The organism is Sphingomonas canaveralia, from assembly GCF_047238125.1.
Taxonomy (GTDB): domain Bacteria; phylum Pseudomonadota; class Alphaproteobacteria; order Sphingomonadales; family Sphingomonadaceae; genus JBDFMH01.
On sequence record NZ_JBDFMH010000001.1, the window covers coordinates 3,430,990 to 3,449,972 of the forward strand.

11 protein-coding genes are annotated in these 18,983 nt (G+C 65.5%); 7 read left to right on the plus strand and 4 right to left on the minus strand.

Going from position 1 to position 18,983, the window contains the following annotated elements; all coding sequences use genetic code 11:
* Positions 1–10 precede the first annotated feature (10 nt).
* Positions 11–1,579 (minus strand): class I adenylate-forming enzyme family protein, encoded by a 1,569-nt coding sequence (locus tag ABC347_RS17180; protein ID WP_413246927.1) that lies wholly within the window; start codon positions 1,577–1,579, stop codon positions 11–13.
* A gap of 98 nt (positions 1,580–1,677) precedes the next feature.
* Here ABC347_RS17180 and ABC347_RS17185 point away from each other — a divergent pair, with 98 nt between their 5' ends.
* The 7 genes from ABC347_RS17185 to ABC347_RS17215 all read left to right on the plus strand — a co-directional run bounded on the left by ABC347_RS17185 (position 1,678) and on the right by ABC347_RS17215 (position 12,724).
* On the plus strand, positions 1,678–2,520 hold the full coding sequence (locus ABC347_RS17185; RefSeq protein ID WP_413246928.1) for a hypothetical protein: 843 nt from the start codon (positions 1,678–1,680) through the stop codon (positions 2,518–2,520).
* A gap of 21 nt (positions 2,521–2,541) precedes the next feature.
* On the plus strand, positions 2,542–4,017 hold the full coding sequence (locus ABC347_RS17190) for an aldehyde dehydrogenase family protein (RefSeq protein ID WP_413246929.1): 1,476 nt from the start codon (positions 2,542–2,544) through the stop codon (positions 4,015–4,017).
* Positions 4,010–5,659 (plus strand): GMC family oxidoreductase, encoded by a 1,650-nt coding sequence (locus ABC347_RS17195; protein ID WP_413246930.1) that lies wholly within the window; start codon positions 4,010–4,012, stop codon positions 5,657–5,659. Before ABC347_RS17190 ends, ABC347_RS17195 begins: the two co-directional genes overlap by 8 nt.
* 123 nt (positions 5,660–5,782) lie before the next feature.
* Positions 5,783–7,840 carry a PQQ-dependent dehydrogenase, methanol/ethanol family gene (locus ABC347_RS17200; RefSeq protein ID WP_413247094.1) on the plus strand — a complete coding sequence of 686 codons (2,058 nt, stop codon included), beginning with the start codon at positions 5,783–5,785 and terminating at the stop codon, positions 7,838–7,840.
* Between the two features lie 61 nt (positions 7,841–7,901).
* Complete coding sequence (locus tag ABC347_RS17205) at positions 7,902–10,352, plus strand: TonB-dependent receptor (protein ID WP_413246931.1); 2,451 nt, start codon at positions 7,902–7,904, stop codon at positions 10,350–10,352.
* 39 nt (positions 10,353–10,391) lie between these two features.
* On the plus strand, positions 10,392–10,931 hold the full coding sequence (locus ABC347_RS17210) for a nuclear transport factor 2 family protein (protein WP_413246932.1): 540 nt from the start codon (positions 10,392–10,394) through the stop codon (positions 10,929–10,931).
* 155 nt (positions 10,932–11,086) lie between these two features.
* On the plus strand, positions 11,087–12,724 hold the full coding sequence (locus ABC347_RS17215) for a PQQ-dependent sugar dehydrogenase (RefSeq protein ID WP_413246933.1): 1,638 nt from the start codon (positions 11,087–11,089) through the stop codon (positions 12,722–12,724).
* A 17-nt stretch (positions 12,725–12,741) separates the two neighbouring features.
* Here the strand turns inward: ABC347_RS17215 and ABC347_RS17220 are convergent, their stop codons facing one another.
* The 3 genes from ABC347_RS17220 to ABC347_RS17230 form a co-directional block, all read right to left on the minus strand.
* Positions 12,742–14,304 (minus strand): fatty acyl-CoA synthetase, encoded by a 1,563-nt coding sequence (locus tag ABC347_RS17220; RefSeq protein WP_413246934.1) that lies wholly within the window; start codon positions 14,302–14,304, stop codon positions 12,742–12,744.
* Between the two features lie 86 nt (positions 14,305–14,390).
* Complete coding sequence (gene katG, locus ABC347_RS17225; protein WP_413246935.1) at positions 14,391–16,619, minus strand: catalase/peroxidase HPI; 2,229 nt, start codon at positions 16,617–16,619, stop codon at positions 14,391–14,393.
* A gap of 133 nt (positions 16,620–16,752) precedes the next feature.
* Positions 16,753–18,882 carry a prolyl oligopeptidase family serine peptidase gene (locus ABC347_RS17230; protein ID WP_413246936.1) on the minus strand — a complete coding sequence of 710 codons (2,130 nt, stop codon included), beginning with the start codon at positions 18,880–18,882 and terminating at the stop codon, positions 16,753–16,755.
* Positions 18,883–18,983 lie beyond the last annotated feature (101 nt).

Here is an 18,983-nt window from a genome sequence, read left to right on the forward strand (position 1 = left end):
GGGGGCGCGGTCAATCCGGCCAATAGGGGGCGCGCAGCGCGCGTTTCAGGATCTTGTCATGCGTGGCGCGGGGGAACTCGTCGCGATACTCGACTGCCGACACACGTTGCCATTTGCCGAGCTGGGCATTGCCCCACGCGCGCAATTCCTCGGGGTCGATCGCGTGACCTTCGCGCAGGATCGCCAATAGCAGCGGCGTCTCGATCCAGCGATCGTGCGGCACGCCGATCGCGGCCACTTCGGCCACCGCAGGATGGCGCATGAACACATCCTCGATGTCGGACGCATACACGTTGATCCCGCCGGACTTGATCATGTCCTTCACGCGGCCCGCGATGTAGAGATAGCCGTCCTCGTCCATCCGGCCGAGATCGCCGGAGCGTAGGAAGGTGCGGCCGCGCGGATCGCGCCAGATCATCCGTTCGGTCGCTTGCTGGTTGCGATAATATCCGGTCATCAGCGCGGGACCGTAACCGGTGATGTCGCCCACCTCGCCCGGGGGCAGCACATTGCCGCCATCATTCAGGATCACGATCTCGCCGCCAAACAGCGCCAAGCCGACCGTCTTCTCCTTGCCCGGCAGCGCCTTGTCTTCCGGAGAGGCCAGCGTGCTGAATCCCTCGGTGATGCCATAGCATTCATAGAGCCGCACGTGCGGCAACTGCTGCTTCATCTGCTCGACGGTGGTGGTCGCGATCGCCTGACCGCCGCTCATCAATACCTTCAGCGATGATGTGTCGTGTCGGGAAATCTCGCCCGATTCTAGCAACACGATGAACTGGGTCGGCACGGCGAAGGCATGGGTGCAGCCGTGCAGCGCCACCGTCGCCAGAAAGCGCTCTGCGCTGAATTTCGTCATCAGCACCGTGGTGCCGCCGAGATAGACGGCGGGCAGCATCGTGATCCAGGTACCGTTGGTGTAGAGCGGAGTCGAGCAGATCGGCACCGAGAAGCGCGTCATCTCGAGCCCGTAGCCGAAGCCGAACGTGTAGATGTGGCGCGCCCACTGGCTGTGCTCGATGCCCTTGGGGGCGCCGGTCGATCCCGAACTGTAGATGATATTCATCGGATCGGACATGGCGAGCGGGACGCCGCATTCCGCATACGGCGCGGCATCGATCAGCGGTGCGATCGCGCGCCATTTGTCGTCAGCCTCGCCCAGCGTGAAGTAGCCGTCGGCTTTGATCTTGCCGAGCTGTTCGCGGATCACATCGACACTCGCGCGAGTGGCGGGCTCGGCGACGATGAAGCGCGCATCGCAATTGTCGATCGTACCCGCCAGTCCGTCGGCGGACATCATGATGTTGAGCGGCACGATCACGCCGCCGGCCTTCACCGTGCCCCAGATCAGCTCGAACATCGCGATCGAGCTGTTCAGCACCAGTGCGACCTTGTCGCCCTTGGCCAAACCCTCGGCGATCAGCGCATTCGCGACCCGATTGGTGCGCAGGTCGAAATCGGACCAGCTCAGCACGTCGTCGTCGCAGATGGCGGCGGGTTTCGCGCCGAAGCGGGCGGCGTTGATGCGGATCATGTCGGTGAACAGCAATGGCGGCTGGTCGAGCTGCGGCTGGCCCATGACGATCCTTCCCCCATACCAGCGCCATGCGCCTTCAAAACGCTAGTAGCGCGGTCTGATTGTATGTAAAGCCATGTTCAAATATACGGGAGAGACGCTTGTCGGGCGATCTGCAGACCATAGTGCACCGCTCTGCGCGCGGCGCGATCGCAGTGATGGACAGCGCTGCGGATATCCGCGCGGACAATGCCGAAAGCGATGTCGTCGTTACCGCATCCTATATCGGCGTGCTGCCGGCGCGGCTCGTGCTCGACCATCGCCCGCGCGCCGCGATCGGGTTCGACGCGGGCATCGGTCCCGATGGCGCGGGGATCGCGGGCCTCTGGTATTACGAAGCGCTCAACATCCCCGCTGCCGCCGCCGCCGTGATGACGGTGATCCTGGGCGACGGCATGGATCTCTATCGCAACGGCATCGTCAGCCGCTGCAACCGTCCCGCGCAGGATTGCGGCGTGCGGCCGGGGATGGCGGTAGCGGAAGCGGCGCGGCTGATGCTGGACAACGACCCCGGCAGGCCCGGCGGCTATCAGGTTACCAACCGCACCGTCGTAGAAGAGGGGCCCGACGGCCGCGCCGTCATCGTGACCGACTCGATCGTGTTCGGCCTGCCCGAAGACCGCCGCAATATCCTCGTTACCGCCGGACACACCGGACGCAGCGGCGCGCGCCATATCCAGACGGTGGGGCCGTTCGGCTTCATCTGTTCCGATGGCGGGCGCGGACGCGACGACAGCGGCATGGCGGGCCTCGCCATCGTGGAAGCCGACGGCATCGCAGGCGCCACCGTCGATGCCCGGCTCGCGCGGATGGGCGATGGCATGAGCACCTATCGCGACGGCATCATCAGCGCGGTCAACGCGCTTGCCGCGGACTGCGGGGTTGAGGTCGGTATGCCCGCAGCGCGCGCCGCGCACCTGTTGCTGCACCGTTCGGTGCGCTGAACCATATCCAAGGAGAGCATCATGGGGACGAAGCCTGATCTGCCGAGCGTGCCGGGGCTGGACAAACTGTTCATCGGCGGTCGCTGGCAGGACGCACTCGGCGATGCCGCGGTCGAGGTAATCTGTCCGGCGGACGAGGAACTGGTCGCGACCGTTGCCGATCCGGGCATCGCCGATGCCGATGCTGCCGTCGCCGCCGCACGCAAGGCGTTCGACGAAGGGCCGTGGCCGCGCATGTCGGTCGCCGATCGCGCCGCCGCCTGCGCGCGTGTTGCCGATGCGATCGAGGCGCGGCTGGATCGTCTCAACATCGCCTGGCTGCTCGAGGCGGGCGCGCCGATGGCGCATGGCGAGATGATCAACAGCGGTGCAGGCCGGATGATCTGGCGCAACGCGATCGAACGGGCGCCGCAGCTGGCGTTCGAGGAGCGCCGCCGCAGCGCAATGGGCGAGGCGCTGATCCTGCGCGAACCGATCGGCACGGTGCTGGCAGTGCTGACCTATAACGGCCCGATCGTGCTGATGGGGATGAAGGTGATCCCGGCGCTGCTGGCGGGCTGCCCGGTCATCATCAAGCCCGCGCCGGAATCGCCGCTCACCTCGCGGATCCTGGCCGAGGCGTTCGAGGAGGCCGATCTGCCCGAAGGCGTCGTCTCGATGCTGGCGGCCGGCACCGGGGTTACCCAGCATCTGGTGGAGCATCCCGGCGTCGACATGATCGCGCTGACGGGTGGCACCGCGATCGCGATCGATGTCGTGCGGCGCAGCGCCGGGCGGCTGGCGCGCACCGCGCTCGAACTGGGCGGCAAGTCGCCCGCGATTATTGCGGACGATGTGCCGCTCGATCAGGTGATGGCGACGCTGGTCGATGGTGCGACCGGCTTCCTGGGCCAGGTCTGCGTGTGCCTGTCGCGCGTGCTGGTGTCCGATCGCCGGCATGACGAGGTCGTTCAGGCGATGGCCGATGCCTATGGCCGGATCCGCGTCGGCCTGCCGTGGGACGATGTCGATCGCGGGCCGCTGGCGGTCGAGCGCGCGCGCGAACGCGCCGAGCGGATGGTCGCGCGTGCGGTCCAGCAGGGGGCAAGCGTTGCTGCCGGCGGTCGCCGTCCCGCGCACATGCAGCGCGGCTGGTATTACGAACCGACGCTGCTGACCGGCGTGACGAACGACATGGAGATCGCGCAGGAAGAGGTGTTCGGGCCCGTCACCGCGGTGATCCGCTATCGCGACATGGACGATGCCGTGCGGATCGCAAACGACAGCAAGTTCGGGCTCGCAGCATCGATCTACAGCGCCGACCAGTCGGTCTCGATGGATGTCGCGCGCCGGCTGCGATCGGGCGGGGTCGCGATCAATGCCGCGGGCATTTCGCTCACCGAACCGTTCGGCGGCGTCAAGCAGTCCGGCTGGGGCCGCGAATGTGGCGACGAGGGGATCTTCGAGTTCACCGACATCAAACAGGTGATGCTCAGCGGGAGCTATCTGAATGCCTGACGCTGCCGGCTCCGCCCCCGCCGCCACCTTCGATTACATCATCTGTGGGGCCGGTGCGGCAGGCTGCGTCGTCGCCAACCGACTTTCTGCCGATCCGCGCCGAACGGTGTTGCTGATCGAGGCCGGCCCCGACGACAAGGGGCTGATGACGACGATGCCGCGCGGCTTCGCCAAGCTGCTGCTGTCCGAGCAGAAGGCCCGCTTCTTCCAGACCGGGCCGGACAATGGCGTGAAGCCGGGCGGCGAGATGTGGGCGCGCGGGCGCATGCTGGGCGGATCGAGCTCGATCAACGGCATGCTCTATTTCCACGGCCACCCCGGCGATTATGAGGATTGGGTTCGGCTCGGCAATGAAGGCTGGGGCTGGGATCAGATCGGCCCGATCTTCAAGCAGATGGAGAACCATGCGCTGGGCGCGGGCGAGGCACGCGGCGTGGGTGGCCCGGTCCAGGTCACCGTCAATCCGGAACGCAGCCGGCTGATGGACCGCCTGATCGATGCCGGTGGTGAGATGGGCCTGCCGGTCGTCGAGGATCTGAACGAGCCGCGCGACGAGGCGATCGGCTACACCGTCTACAATATGGGGCAGGGCCGTCGCTCGGGATCGTCGCAGGCGTTCCTGCATCCGGTGATCAACCGCCCGAACCTGACGGTGGTGACCGAGACGCTGGTCACCCGCGTCCTCTTCGAGGGGCGGCGCGCGGTCGGTGTGCTGTGCCGGCAAGGCGATCGCGAGGTTAGCTATCATGCCGGACGTGAGGTGATCCTGTCCGGCGGGGCACTGCAGACGCCGCAACTGCTGGAGCTGTCTGGGATCGGCGCGGCCGGGCGGCTGCAGGATCTGGGGATCGAAGTGCTTCACGACAGCCCGGGCGTCGGCGAGAATCTGCGCGAGCATTGCCTGATCATCATGCAGCGCCGGCTGTTGAAGAACTGGAGCGCCAACCGCCAGTTTTCCGGCTGGCGGCTGCCGCTGAACGTCGCGCGCTATCTGCTGATGCGCAGTGGGCCGATGGCCTATTCGGGGTTCGACATGTCTGCCTTCGCCAAGGTCGATCCGCAATCGACCCGTCCCGACGTGCATCTGATCGCCTCGCGCACGTCGATGGATCTGCGCTCGTGGGATGGCTGGACAAAGGGCCCGACGCTGGAATCGCTGCCCGGTATGCAGTTCATGGGCTATCCCAGCAATCCGCGCAGCCAGGGCAGCGTGCATATCCGATCGCGGGATCCTGCCGAAGCGCCTGAGATCAAGGCGGGCTATCTGACCGACGAGCATGACCGGCGGGTCAGCGTGGCAATGGTGCGCTACATGCGCCGGCTGCTGTCGCACCCATCGCTCGTCGGCATCGTCGGCGAGGAAACGATCCCGGGCCCGAACTTCGAGAGCGACGACGAGATACTCGACGCGTTCAACACCTATTCCGGGCCCGGATATCACGCCTGCGGCACCGCGCGGATGGGCACGGACCGGATGGCGGTGATCGATCCGCGGCTGCGCGTCCACGGCGTCAGCGGCCTGCGCGTGGTCGATATCTCGATCTTCCCTGCGCAGACCTCCGCCAACACGAACGGCCCGGCGATGGCGACTGCATGGCGCGGTGCCGACCTGATCATCGAGGATGCAGCAAGGACATCCTGATTACACACAGGATATCCTCTGTGCATATTTACAACCCCTCCGATCTATGCTCTTGCTGCGCCCAGCCAAGTGTGTCGCATCAAGCGCACGGGCTGGGGGAGGACCGGGGTGGCCAAGCGTTCGATGCTGGGAATCCTCGCACCGTTGCTGCTGGCATCGGCGGCGGTGGCGGCCGCGGTCGCCCCCGGCACGATCGCCCAGCTGCGCGACGCCAGCGACGGGGATGACTGGCCGGCGTTCGGCCGCACCTATGGCGAACAGCATTTCAGCCCGCTGACACAGATCGACACGCGAAACGTTGCCCGGCTCGGCCTCGCCTGGTCGCTCGATATCGAAACGCCCGGCAACAGCGTGACCGGCCCGATCGAAGTCGGCGGTACACTCTACTTTGCCAGTGGCTACAGCATGGTCCACGCCGTCGATGTCGCCAGTGGCAAGCTGCTGTGGACCTATGATCCGGGTGCGGCGGAAGCGGCGGGCCGCAAGCTGCGGCAGGGCTGGGGCAGCCGCGGCGTCGCTTGGTGGAACGGCAAGATCTATACCGGTACGCAGGATGGCCGCCTGATCGCGCTGGATGCGCGTACCGGCAAGCCGGTCTGGTCGCAGATGACGGTCGGCAAGGACGATTACCGCTTCATCAGCGGCCCGCCGCGCGTGTTCGCGGGCAAGGTCATCATCGGCCATGGCGGGGCGGATTCTTCCGATGTGCGCGGCTACGTCACCGCCTATGATGCCGAAACCGGCAAGCGGCTGTGGCGCTTCTTCACCGTGCCGGGCAATCCCGCCGACGGGTTCGAGAACAAGGCCATGGCGATGGCCGCGAAGACCTGGGCCGGCGAGTGGTGGAAGCATGGCGGCGGCGGCACCGTCTGGAATGCCATCACCTATGACGAGGCTCTGAACCGCATCTATATCGGCACCGGCAACGGCGCGCCGTGGAGCTACCGCATCCGCAGCGCGGGGCAGGGCGACAATCTGTTCCTGTCGTCGATCGTGGCGCTCGATGCCGATACCGGCGACTATGTCTGGCACTATCAGACCAACCCCGGCGAGAGCTGGGATTACAACGCCGCAATGGACATGGAACTGGCGACGCTGCCGATCGACGGCAAGCCGACCCAGGTGCTCATGACCGCGCCGAAGAACGGCTTCTTCTACGTCATCGATCGTCGCACCGGCCGGCTGATTTCCGCCAAGCCGCATGTGCCTGTCACCTGGGCGACCGGTATCGACCCTAAGACGGGGCGGCCGAACGAGGTCGCCGGCATCCGGTTCGAGGACGGCAAGGATTTCGAGATGGCGCCCAGCCCGATGGGCGCGCACACATGGCTGCCGATGGCGTACAGCCCCAAGACGCGGCTCGTCTATCTGCCCTCGATCGAGCTTTCCTCAACCTTCAACGATCGCGGCATCGATCTGAAGGCATGGAAGCGCACGCCGGACAATGTGCTGGACGAAGGTTTGGCAGCCTCCTTCCCGCTCGATGCCATCGGCAAGAGTTCGCTGACCGCCTGGGATCCACTTGCGCAGACCGCGCGCTGGCGCGTGCCGACGCCGGGATATTGGAACGGCGGCGTGGTCGCCACCGCTGGCGGGCTCGTGTTCCAGGGCCAGATCGACGGCAGCTTCAATGCCTATGATGCCGCCACCGGCAAGCGGCTGTGGCGCTTCGATGCGAAATCGCCGGTCATCGCGCCGCCGATCAGCTATTCCGCGGGTGGCCGCCAATATGTGACGGTACTGACCGGCATGGGCGGCAGCGGCGCCTATCTCGGCCCGCTGCTCGAACGCTTCGGGCTGAACCCCGCTACCCAGGCGCGGCGGGTGCTGACCTTTGCACTGGATGGCAAGGCGGCGCTGCCACCGACCCGGCAGGGTCCGGTCATAATCCCGCCGCTCGCCAATTTTAGGGCAGACGCGGCAGCCGAAGGGCGCGGCGTCATCACCTTCGCGCAGCGCTGCGGCGTCTGCCACGGCTTCCGCGCGGTCGGGGTTGGTGCGGCGCCCGACCTGCGCGCATCACCGGTGGTGCGCGATGCTGAGGCCTTTGCGGGGCTGCTGCGCGAGGGGCCTCTGGCCAGCCGCGGCATGCCGCAGTTCGACGAGCTCGATGCCGCGCAGGTGGCCGACCTCCGACAATATATTCTTTCAGAAGCGGACCGGGCCTCACGCCGGCGCTGATGCCAGCGGACGGGCCGCGGATTGAAAAGCCAGATCAGACTTTCGACCAGGGGGGACCAACATGTCACATCTTCACGGGATCACGCTGGCGACGGTGAGCCTTGCCGCGCTGATGGCAGGCAGCGCCCAGGCGCAGACCGCCGACCCTACGTCTGCGCCGCTGGCACCGGCCGCGGAAGCGACCACTGCCGGCACCGGCATCGAGGATATCGTCGTCACCGCGCGGCGGCGCGATAAATCGCTGCAGACGATCCCGGTCGCGATCTCGGCAATCACGCCGCAGCAGATCCAGCAGCGCGACATCACCAGCATCGAGAAGATCGCTGCCACCACACCGCAATTTACCGTCGGCCGCGCCTCATCCGGCTCGGGCGCGCAGCTCAGCATGCGCGGTATCGGATCGAACTCCACGTCGATCGGCATCGAACAGTCGGTCGCGACCGTCGTCGATGGCGCCTATTCGGGCTTCGGCCGGATCATCTACGAGGGCTTCTTCGATCTCGACCGGATCGAAATTCTGCGTGGGCCGCAGGCGCTGTTCTTCGGCAAGAATGCGACAGCGGGCGTCGTTTCGATCAACACCGCCAATCCCGGCGACAAGCTCGAGGTGATCGGTCGCACCGGCTATGAATTCAAGTCGGAGACGATCTATGCCGAAGGCGTGATCTCCACGCCACTGACCGATACGCTCGGCGTGCGCGTCGCCCTGCGCGGCAGCAAGATGTTCGGCGGCTATTATCGCAACGAATCTCCGGTGATCCCCTATGCAACCACTGATGTGGCGACAGGGGCCACCACCAACTACACCGCCCCCGTCGCGGCGCGTGAACAGCCTGGTGAAAAGGAATTCCTCGGCCGCATCACGCTGCAATGGAAGCCGACCGGTCAGCTGACCGCAACGCTGAAAGCGAACATCGATCGCAACCGGGTCAACAACAACAGCTGGAACTATGTGAACTTCGCCTGCGCGAACGGCTTCAGCACCTTGTCGCCGACCGTACCGTGCCGCGACGATAATTTCGTGGTCCACCAGAACGATCTGCCGGCCGAGATCGCCAGCCAGACCCCGTTCGCAGGCGATGGCGATCTCTACAACCGCTATCGGTCGTGGAATCTGATCGGCAATATCGACTATGATTTCGGCGACGTGAAACTGACGTCGACAACTTTCTACAACGAGAATACGAATAGCTGGAACTGCAACTGCGCCTACCAGACCGGCCCGATCTGGGCGACCGAACGATCCACATGGCGCGGATTTTCCAACGAGACCCGCGTCACCACCGATTTCGAAGGTCCGCTGAACCTGCTGGCCGGCGTATTCTACCAGAACACCAAGCGTGTGTTCGACCAGAATGTGCTGTTCGCCGGCGCCGAGAATAGTGCCGCGCCGGCCGGCATGCGGTTCGTGGCCTATTCGAAGAACAGCGAAACCAAGGGCGAGACGATCTCCGGCTTCGGCCAGGTCAACTGGAAATTCCTGCCGCGCTTCGAGCTTGCCGCCGGCGTCCGCTACATTCGCGAGACAAAGGACAGCTACTTCATCCAGCCCTATGTGAACCCGGGGCTGACGGCGCTGTTCGTGCAGGGGGTTGCGGTCAACGCCGACCAGACCTTCACCAACTGGTCGCCGGAAGTGACGCTGGCCTACAAGCCGACCGAGGACGTCAACCTCTATGCCGCCTACAAAACTGCCTACAAGTCGGGCGGCCTCTCCAACTCCGGCATCTACAGCGCGCTATCGACCGATCCCGCCGCCGACTTCATCTTCGAACCCGAAAAGGCCAAGGGGGTCGAAGCGGGGATCAAGACCACGCTGCTCGATCGCCAGCTGCGGTTCAACACTACGCTCTACCGCTTCAAATATACCAATCTGCAGGTCGATTTCTTCAATTCGCCGACCTTCGCGTTCCTGACGATCAACGCGGGGTCGGTGATCACGAAGGGGATCGAGACCGAGTTCGAATATGCGCCGCGCGCCGTGCCCGGGCTCGTGTTCAATGCATCGGTGAACTACAACAAGGCGCGCTTCCGCAGCTTCACCGGCCCCTGCTATTCCGGCCAGAGCACCCAGCTCGGCTGCCCGAGCCCGACGGGGCCCGGCGGTTTCCCGCAGCAGGATCTGAGCGGACGCCCGCCAGCGGTGGCACCCGAATGGACCGGTACGCTGGGGATCAGCTATGATGGCTCGCTGAGCGAGGCGATCGATTTCGGCTTCAACGCGAACGCCCGCTATAGCGACAACTACCTTGCTTCCAGCCTGGGTAATCCGCTATCGGCAGTGGGATCCTATGTCACGCTCGATGCCGGCTTCCAGCTCCGCACCCCGGATCGCCGCTACGAACTGGCGCTGATCGGCAAGAACCTGACGAACCGCCAATATTTCCTGGGCGCGCAGGATGCACCGGCGACTGGGTCCGGCACCGGAACGCCCGCGGGCATCAGCGCGGATCAGAGCGGATACGGCACCTTGCCGCGGACGGTGCAATTGCAGCTGACCGTCCGCTATTGAACGCCGCGCTCGGCGATATGCATGGTTTTGGAGACGCGCATGGTTTCGCTCGAATTGAGGATCGATCGGCTGGAGGCGCGTGCGGAGATCGCCGAACTCTGCAGTGCCTATGGCATCGCCTGCGACGAGCACGACTATGATCGTCTCGAAAGCCTGTTCACCGAAGATGTCGTGATCCAGTCCCGCGACCGGCTGATGGATGCCAGCGGCCGCGAGGCCGTGATGGCGATGTTCGGGCGGATGCTCGCGATCCGCGGCCCGGCCTATCACTGGACGCATGATCGGTTCGTGCGGTTCGACGATGCGGACGCCGATATCGCGAGCGGGCTGGTGCTGGCGCATGCCGAGACCTCACCCGATGGCGTCGCCAGTATCGCTGCGATCCGCTATGCCGATCGCTATCGTCGAGAAGCCGGGTGCTGGAAGTTCGCCGAACGCCAGCTGTCCTTCCTCTATTACATGCCGATCACCGAGTTCGCGGCGCGCTTTCCGACGGCGGACCGGATGGGGCTAGGCGGCAACTGGCGGGGTGCGGACTTTCCCGAAGGTCTGCCGACCTTTCGCCGCCAACGGCCCTGATCACTAGGCTGCGCGGCATCGCTGCATCAACAACAGGCTCGAATTCGATCATAGGACATCATTTTCGCCAGTGGCAGTGACTGCAAACCCATCTATTCGGGATGCGAGGAGTCCACGCCAGCGACCAAAGCGGCGGCCGATCGGAGAGGGTGTCGATGAAGGCGAAGACGAGCTTCAACATGCGCGTGCTGGCCCACGCCGTGCCGGTAGCGATGGTGGTCGCAGGGATCGCGATGATCGCGGGCGGGGGCAGCCCGGCCGCTGCCGACCAAAGCGCGCCGCAGACCAGCTATTGGGTCGAGCAGGTGATCGACAAGCTCGACCACCCCTGGGCGATGGCCTGGCTACCCAATGGCGACATGCTGATCACCGAGCGTCCGGGCCGGCTGCGGCTGGTCAAGGGCGGCGTGCTGCAGCCGACGCCGATCGCTGGCACGCCCGAAGTGCTGAATACCAGCATCTTCGATGGCCTGCTGGATGTGAAGCTGGACCCGGATTTCGCCAGCAACAACATGATCTACCTGACCTACGTCACGGGCACCGACAGCGCCCGCACCGGCCATCTGATGAAGGCGAAGCTCCAGGGCGGCCAGCTGGTCGATCAGAAGCTGTTGTTCACCACCGCCACGCCGGCCCCGCCGGGCGGCCCCAACATCATGCGGATCCTGTTCCTGCCGGACAAGACGATGCTGGTCGGCGTCGGATCGGGCGGGCAGGGCAGCCGCGGCATGGTGCAGCGGACAGACAACCAGTCCGGCAAGATCATCCATCTCAATCGCGACGGCAGCCCGGTCGCGAACGGCCCGTTCGCCAAGACCGAAGGCGCCAAGCCCGAGATCTGGGCAATGGGCTTTCGCAATTCGGCCGGGCTGGCGCGCGATGCCGAGGGCCGGATCTGGACGATCGACATCGGCCCCAAGGGCGGTGACGAAATGAACGTGGTGAAGGCGGGCGGCAACTATGGCTGGCCGCTCGTCACCTGGGGGTTCGACTATACCGGCCGGGCGATGTCCGACCGTCAGGACGGAGCGGAGTTCGTCGATCCGATCGCGGTGTGGTCACCGTCGCGTGCGCCGGGGGACCTGGCCTATTATGACGGCAGCCGCTTTCCGCAGTGGAAGGGCGATTTCTTCGCGGCCGAACTGATGGGGCAGGTGCTGCGGCGCTTGCGCGTGCACGACAACAAGGTCGTGCAGGAAGAAGCGCTGATGGGCGATCTGCGCGAACGCATCCGATCGGTCGCACAGGGGCCGGACGGTTATCTCTATGTGCTGACCGATGCATCGCGGGGGCGGCTGCTGCGGCTGCGCCCGGGCGTGCCCACCAAGGCCGAACAGGCGCGCGTGGCGCAATCCTATGCCAAGGCGGACTCGGGCAACATGGTCCAGGATTTCGCCAGTCGCGGCGTCTATCAGGAAAAGTTCACGCAGGTCCTGTTCGCCTTCAAATATGATGAGGCGAAGGCCAAGACGCTGTTCGGGCAGCAATGCGCCAGCTGCCACAAGGCGGGCAGCTTCACCGAAGGCGAGATCGGTCCCGATCTGAATGGTGTCGCCCAGCGCCGCTCCGGCACCTTGCCGGGCTATTCCTATTCCGCAGCGATGAGCGATCCGAAGACGCAGGTGCAGTGGGATCGCGACAGCCTGGTCGCGTTCATCTCGAACCCGCAATCCTATTATCCGGGTACCAAGATGGCAGTCGCGCCGATTGACGATCTGGAGACCGTCCTCCAGATCACAAGCTATCTGGAAAGCACCGGAAAGCCGGCGGCAAAGGCCGAAGCGGCGAAGTGAACGGGCAGGTCGGGGGATCAGCCTCCGCCCGCCAGTTCCTCGCGTAGCGCGCGTTTCAGGATCTTGCCGCTTGCGTTGCGGGGCAGCGCATCGCGGAAATGGATCGCCTTGGGCCGCTTGAACGCGGCCAGCCGCTCGGCGCAGTGGGCGGCCAGCATGTCGGCATCGACGACATGGCCCGTTCGCGGGACGACGACGGCCGTGACCGCCTCGATCCATTTCGCGTGCGGCAGGCCGATCACCGCCACCTCGGACACGGCGGGGTGGGCATAGAGTGCTTCTTCCACCTCGCGCGAGGCGACATTCTCGCCGCCGGTCTTGATCATGTCCTTCTTGCGATCGACCACGGTGATATAGCCATGCGCATCGCGCCAGCCGAGATCGCCGCTGTGGAACCAGCCGCCCGCGAACGCCTCCGCCGTGCGGACGGGATCGTCCCAATAGCCAGTCAGCAATTGCGGCGATCGATGCACGATCTCGCCGACTTCGCCCACCGCGACCTCAGCCATCGCATCGTCCACGATCCGGGTTTCGACATGCAGTGTCGGCCGGCCGGCCGATCCCAGTCGCTCGGCATGCTCCTCAGGAAATAATATGGTCGCGACGGGCGCGATCTCGGTCTGGCCGTACAGGTTCCACAGCCGCAGCCGGGGCAGGCGCGCGCGCAATTCTCGCAGCACCTCCACCGGCATGATCGACGCGCCATAATAGCCTTTGGCCAGCGCGCCGAGATCGGTGGCGTCAAACGCATCGTGGCGCAGCAGACCGATCCAGACGGTCGGCGGCGCGAAGAAGGAATTGGCGCGGTGCGCCGCCAGCAGCCGCAGCAAATTGGCCGGAGACGGATCGGCCGTGATGATGTTGCAGCCGCCCACCTGCAGCGAGGGGCCGATCATGCAATCGAGCTGTGCGCAGTGGTAGAGCGGCATCGCGTGCAGAGCGATCGTGTCCGCGGTCCATTCGCAATCGACGATGCAGCTCTGATATTCCCATAGTACCGCATCGTGCGACAGCATCGCGCCCTTCGGTCGGGACTCGGTGCCGCTGGTGTAGATGATCTGCAGCAGATCGCCGCCGCCGCGCGTCTCCTGTCGGGGCGTAAGGGCACCGAACAGCGCATCCCACGCTGGTATGCCGGACGGCGCTGGCAGCGCTTCCCCGGGCAGGCCGTAGATCGCCTCGATACCCGGCGTGCGGGCAGCCAGCGCCACATCGATCGTATCGATATCGGCAAACAGCAGCCGCGCGCCGCTATGCGCCAGCACATAGCCGACATCCTCGGCGTTCAGCATGAAGTTGATCGGCACCAGCACGGCATCCGCACGCGCGACAGCAAATCGCAGGGCGATGAACGCATGGCTGTTGCGCGCGATCAGCGCGATCCGGTCGCCGGGGCGGATGCCGGCTTCGGCCAGACCATTGGCAAGCCGATCGACGAGGCGATCGAATTCGGCATAGCTCCACTGCATATCGCCGCAGAGGATGGCGGGCCGATCGCGATGGCGCAGCGCAGCGCGGCGCAGCACGCCCGATAGCGATTGGAGGCGGACGGTAGGCGGCGTGTCGGGATGGTCGCTCATGCGCGCTTATCGCCAGGAACCGCGCCGTGCGACAAGCCGGATCGCACCCGGCCGCCGATCTGGTCGACGGCCGGGCCGATATCCGATCAGTTCAGATCGAACCGATCGGCATTCATCACCTTGGTCCAGGCCTTCACGAAGTCCTTCACGAACTTCTCGCCGGCATCGGCCGAGGCATAGACTTCGGAGATCGCACGGACCTGCGAGTTGGACCCGAAGAACAGGTCGGTCCGCGTCGCGGTCCACTTCTTTTCGTCGGTGGCGCGGTCGGTGCCGAGATATTCCTCGTCGCCACTTTCGTCGACTTCCTTCCAGGCCGTCCCCATGTCGAGCAGGTTGACGAAGAAGTCGTTGGTCAGCGTGCCGACCCGATCGGTCAGCACGCCGTGCGGCGAGCCGCCATGATTGGCACCCAACACGCGCAGGCCACCGACCAGCACTGTCATCTCCGGCGCGCTCAGCCGCAGCAACTGGGCGCGGTCGACCAGCAGCTCCTCGGTCGGCACGTTGTAACGCACGCCGAGATAGTTGCGGAAGCCGTCTGCCTTCGGCTCAAGCACATCGAAGCCTTCGGCGTCGGTCTGCTCGGCGCTGGCGTCGGTCCGCCCCGGCGTGAACGGCACCGCCACGGCATGGCCGCCGTCCCTCGCCGCCTTCTCGACCGCGGCGGTCCCGCCGAGCACGATCAGATCGGCGATCGACACCTTCTTGCCACCACCTGCACCGTCGAACTCGGCCTTGATGCCTTCATAGACGTTCAGCACCTTGGCCAGCTGCTCGGGCTGGTTGACCTTCCAGTCCTTCTGGGGAGCCAGCCGAATCCGTGCGCCATTGGCACCGCCGCGATGATCGGAGCCGCGATAGGTGGCAGCGGACGCCCAGGCGGTCGATACCAGTTCGGAAACCATCAGGCCCGAACCGAGGATCTTCCCCTTGAGCGCAGCGATGTCGCCTTCGCCGATCGGCGCATAATCCGCCGCCGGTATCGGATCCTGCCACAGCAGATCCTCTGCCGGAACGTCGGGCCCCAGGTAACGCGCCTTTGGCCCCATGTCGCGGTGGCACAACTTGAACCAGGCGCGCGCGAACTGATCGGCGAAATAGGCCGGATCCGCGCGGAACTTGTCCATCACCTTGCGATATTCTGGATCGACCTTCATCGCCATGTCGGCGGTGGTCATCATCGTCGGCACCTTCACGCCCGGCGTATGCGCCTTGGGCGCGAGGGTCTCTTCCGGGTTGCCGACGGGCTGCCACTGCTTGGCACCTGCCGGGCTGCGAACCAGTTCATACTCATGGTCGAGCAGCATATCGAAATAGGTCATGTCCCAGTTGATCGGGGTCGGGGTCCACGATCCCTCGATGCCCGACGTGATGGTGTGATCGCCCATCCCGCTCTCATGGGTGGAGGTCCAGCCGAAGCCCATCTGCGCAATGTCGCTGCCTTCCGGCTCGACACCGACCAGCGATGCGTCGCCCGCGCCGTGCGCCTTGCCGAACGTGTGGCCGCCGGCAGTTAGCGCCGCGGTCTCGACATCATTCATGCCCATCCGCGCGAACGTTTCGCGAATGTCACGGGCAGACTGCAGTGCGTCGGGATTGCCGCCCGGGCCTTCCGGGTTCACGTAGATCAGGCCCATCTGGATCGCGGCGAGCGGGCTTTCCAGCGCCATCTCGCGATCGGGCTGGATGCGGGTCTGGCTGCTCTCGCTGCCGACCCATTCCTCCTCTGTGCCCCAGTAGATGTCCTTCTCGGGCTCGAACACATCGGCGCGGCCGCCGCCGAAACCGAACACTGGTCCGCCCATCGATTCGATCGCAACATTGCCGGCCAAGATCATCAGATCCGCCCAGCTGAGCTTGCGGCCATATTTCTGCTTGATCGGCCAGAGCAGGCGGCGGGCCTTGTCGAGGTTGCCGTTGTCCGGCCAGCTGTTGAGCGGCGCGAAGCGCTGCGAGCCCGACGAAGCGCCGCCGCGGCCGTCGCCGGTGCGATAGGTGCCGGCACTGTGCCACGCCATGCGGATGAAGAATGGGCCGTAATGGCCATAGTCGGCCGGCCACCAGGGCTGGCTGTCCGTCATCAGCGCGGTCAGATCCGCCTTCACCGCCGCCAGATCGAGCGTCTTGAATTCGGCTGCGTAATCGAAATCCGGGCCCATCGGGTCGCTCGAAAGCCCGTTCTGCTGGAGGATATCCAGCGGCACCTGGTTGGGCCACCAATCGCGGTTGGTACGGCCGAGCAAAGACCGCAGCGCCTTGTCTTCCTTCATCGGGCAACCGCTCAGCGGGTCACCGCTCGTCTTCGCGTCCATGCGTCTTCTCCTCGCCGGGTCCGTCTCGCAAAGGGGTACGAGCGGACATTGTTGAAACTGATGACAGCAGGCTAAGCGCCGCGCACTGATCTAGCAAATCAGTTAAAACAGTCTGCCTGATCGGAATCACCGATTATCGCATTGGATCTTTCGCGCGGTCACCGCCGAGTTCCCTCTCCAGATAGATCGTCACCATCGCCGCGCGTCGGGCGTCCTCGATCCGGTCCGCCCCGGCCGCATGGCCACCCTCGATCGCCTCCGAATAATAGAAGTCCTGGCCGAGCTCCGCCAGCCGTGCCGCGAACTTGCGGGCATGGCCGGGATGGACACGATCATCCTTGGTGGATGTGTAGATGAATGGGGCGGGATAGCGCACGCCCGCCTTCAAATTTTGGTAGGGCGAATAGCGCGCGATGAAAGCCCAGTCCGCCGGCACGTCGGGATCGCCATATTCGCCCATCCACGACGCGCCAGCCAGCAAGTGGGAATAGCGTTTCATGTCGATCAGCGGTGATCCCATCACGATCGCGCCGTAGAGATCGGGGCGCTGTTCCATCAGCACGCCGACCAGCAGTCCGCCGTTCGAGCGGCCGGATGCCGCCATCCTGCCCTTGGCGCTGACGCCGGTGCGCACGAGGTCTTCGGCAACCGCGTGAAAATCGTCATAGGCGTTCTGCCGCTTCTCACGCAGCGCCGCCTGATGCCAGGCCGGGCCATATTCGCCGCCGCCGCGGATGTTGGCCAGCACATAGGCATTGCCGCCTTCCGCCCAGAACAGCGCGGCCGGGCCGCTGCGATAGGGCTGCTCGGTCAGGTAGGTCGGCGTCTGCGCCGCCTGGAAGCCGCCATAGGCATGGATCAGCGCAGGCGCCGGGCCGGTCTGTCCCTTCCGGCGCACCAGGAAATAGGGGATGCGGGTACCGTCCTTCGAGGTTGCGAAGCGCTGCGTCACCTCGAACGCGCTGGCATCGAACCGCGCCGGCAGCGACTGGACCGCGATCGGGCCGGCCCCCGGGCGCACCGCATAGAGCGTCGGCGGGGTCAGCATCGCCTCGACCGTTGCGAAAGCGAGATCCTCCTGGCCTGACGTCGCATCCAGCCGCACCGTCGCATTTGCCGGCAGCGGACTCGCCGTCTGCGCCCAGCGGCCGTCCGCACCCGCACGCAGCGCGACGAGCTTGCCCGAGACATCGTCGAGCAGCTTGACCCAGAGAACCGACTTGCCGGCCGCCACCTGCTCGATCGACTGCGTCTTGCCCGGCACCATGATGTCGCGGATCGCCACCGGTTTCCCCGCCACAAGATCCGGGATCGAATAGCCGACCAGCGCGCCTGCCTTGTGACCCTGCCAATCCTTGTCCAGCTTGGCGACGAGCAGTCCGTCGATCACGTCTTCCACCTCCGCCTCCTGCGGCAGCGGCGACGCGACAAGCCGGCCGTCGGGCGCAATATGGCGGACCTCGGTGCGATAGAAATCGATCCCGCGCATCACCATCGGCCAGCTGGTGGTGGCATCGGTGATCACGGTCGGTGACAGGCGGACGTCGCCGGTCGCAGCCTCCGCGATGGTGGATGCCGATGCCAGCGGCGTGCCGCGCCGCCACCGCTTCACGATCCGCGGATAGCCCGATGTGGTGAGGCTGCCAGCCCCGAAGTCGGTCGCCACCAGCAGCGCATCGCCACCGGCCCACGCGACGTTGCCCTTGGCGGCGGGCAGCGTGAAACCGCCCTCGACGAACCGGGCGGATGCAATGTCGAACTCACGCTTCTCCGCCGCATCGCCGCCGCCGTCGGACAGGCTGACGATGCAGCGCGCATAATCGGGCGCGCGGCAGACAGCGCCGCCCCAGACCCAGCTGCGCGTCTCCGCCTTGCCCAAAGCATCGACGTCGATCAGCGTGCGCCACTGTGGCTTGCCGGCCGCGAAGCTGGCGATAGGCGCGATCCGCCACAGCCCACGCGGGTTGGCCTTGTCGCGCCACAGGTTCAGCACATTGCCGCCGATCACGGTGGTAGGCGTGGCGATCTGCCGATCGTCCTGCAGCAGATCGAGCGCGCGGCGGCGATAGGCTTCGTATCGCGGCGTACCTTCCAACCGCTTGTCCGCGCTGGCATTCCATTGCTTGACCTGCGCGATCGCCTTCGCGCCCTCAACATCCTCCAGCCACAGATAGGGATCGGCCGCCTCCGGGGCGGCGGCCGCCAGCAGCAGTCCGGCGGCCAGCGTAGCGAGGATCGAGGGTGCGGCGTGGCGCAGCGTCATGCGGTGTCCTTTGTCGGAAGAGCGGCGCGAATACAGGGATATTGCCGGCGCGGGTCAAGCGCCGGCGGAACGGATTTGCCACGACATTGAGCCAACTTTGC

Coding starts and splice junctions, on each gene's coding strand:
- ABC347_RS17180 (WP_413246927.1), bottom strand. CDS start 1,579: ATGGGCCAGCCGCAGCTCGACCAGCCGCCATTGCTGTTCACCGACATG.
- ABC347_RS17190 (WP_413246929.1), top strand. CDS start 2,542: ATGGGGACGAAGCCTGATCTGCCGAGCGTGCCGGGGCTGGACAAACTG.
- ABC347_RS17195 (WP_413246930.1), top strand. CDS start 4,010: ATGCCTGACGCTGCCGGCTCCGCCCCCGCCGCCACCTTCGATTACATC.
- ABC347_RS17200 (WP_413247094.1), top strand. CDS start 5,783: ATGCTGGGAATCCTCGCACCGTTGCTGCTGGCATCGGCGGCGGTGGCG.
- ABC347_RS17205 (WP_413246931.1), top strand. CDS start 7,902: ATGTCACATCTTCACGGGATCACGCTGGCGACGGTGAGCCTTGCCGCG.
- ABC347_RS17210 (WP_413246932.1), top strand. CDS start 10,392: ATGGTTTCGCTCGAATTGAGGATCGATCGGCTGGAGGCGCGTGCGGAG.
- ABC347_RS17215 (WP_413246933.1), top strand. CDS start 11,087: ATGAAGGCGAAGACGAGCTTCAACATGCGCGTGCTGGCCCACGCCGTG.
- ABC347_RS17220 (WP_413246934.1), bottom strand. CDS start 14,304: ATGAGCGACCATCCCGACACGCCGCCTACCGTCCGCCTCCAATCGCTA.
- katG (WP_413246935.1), bottom strand. CDS start 16,619: ATGGACGCGAAGACGAGCGGTGACCCGCTGAGCGGTTGCCCGATGAAG.
- ABC347_RS17230 (WP_413246936.1), bottom strand. CDS start 18,882: ATGACGCTGCGCCACGCCGCACCCTCGATCCTCGCTACGCTGGCCGCC.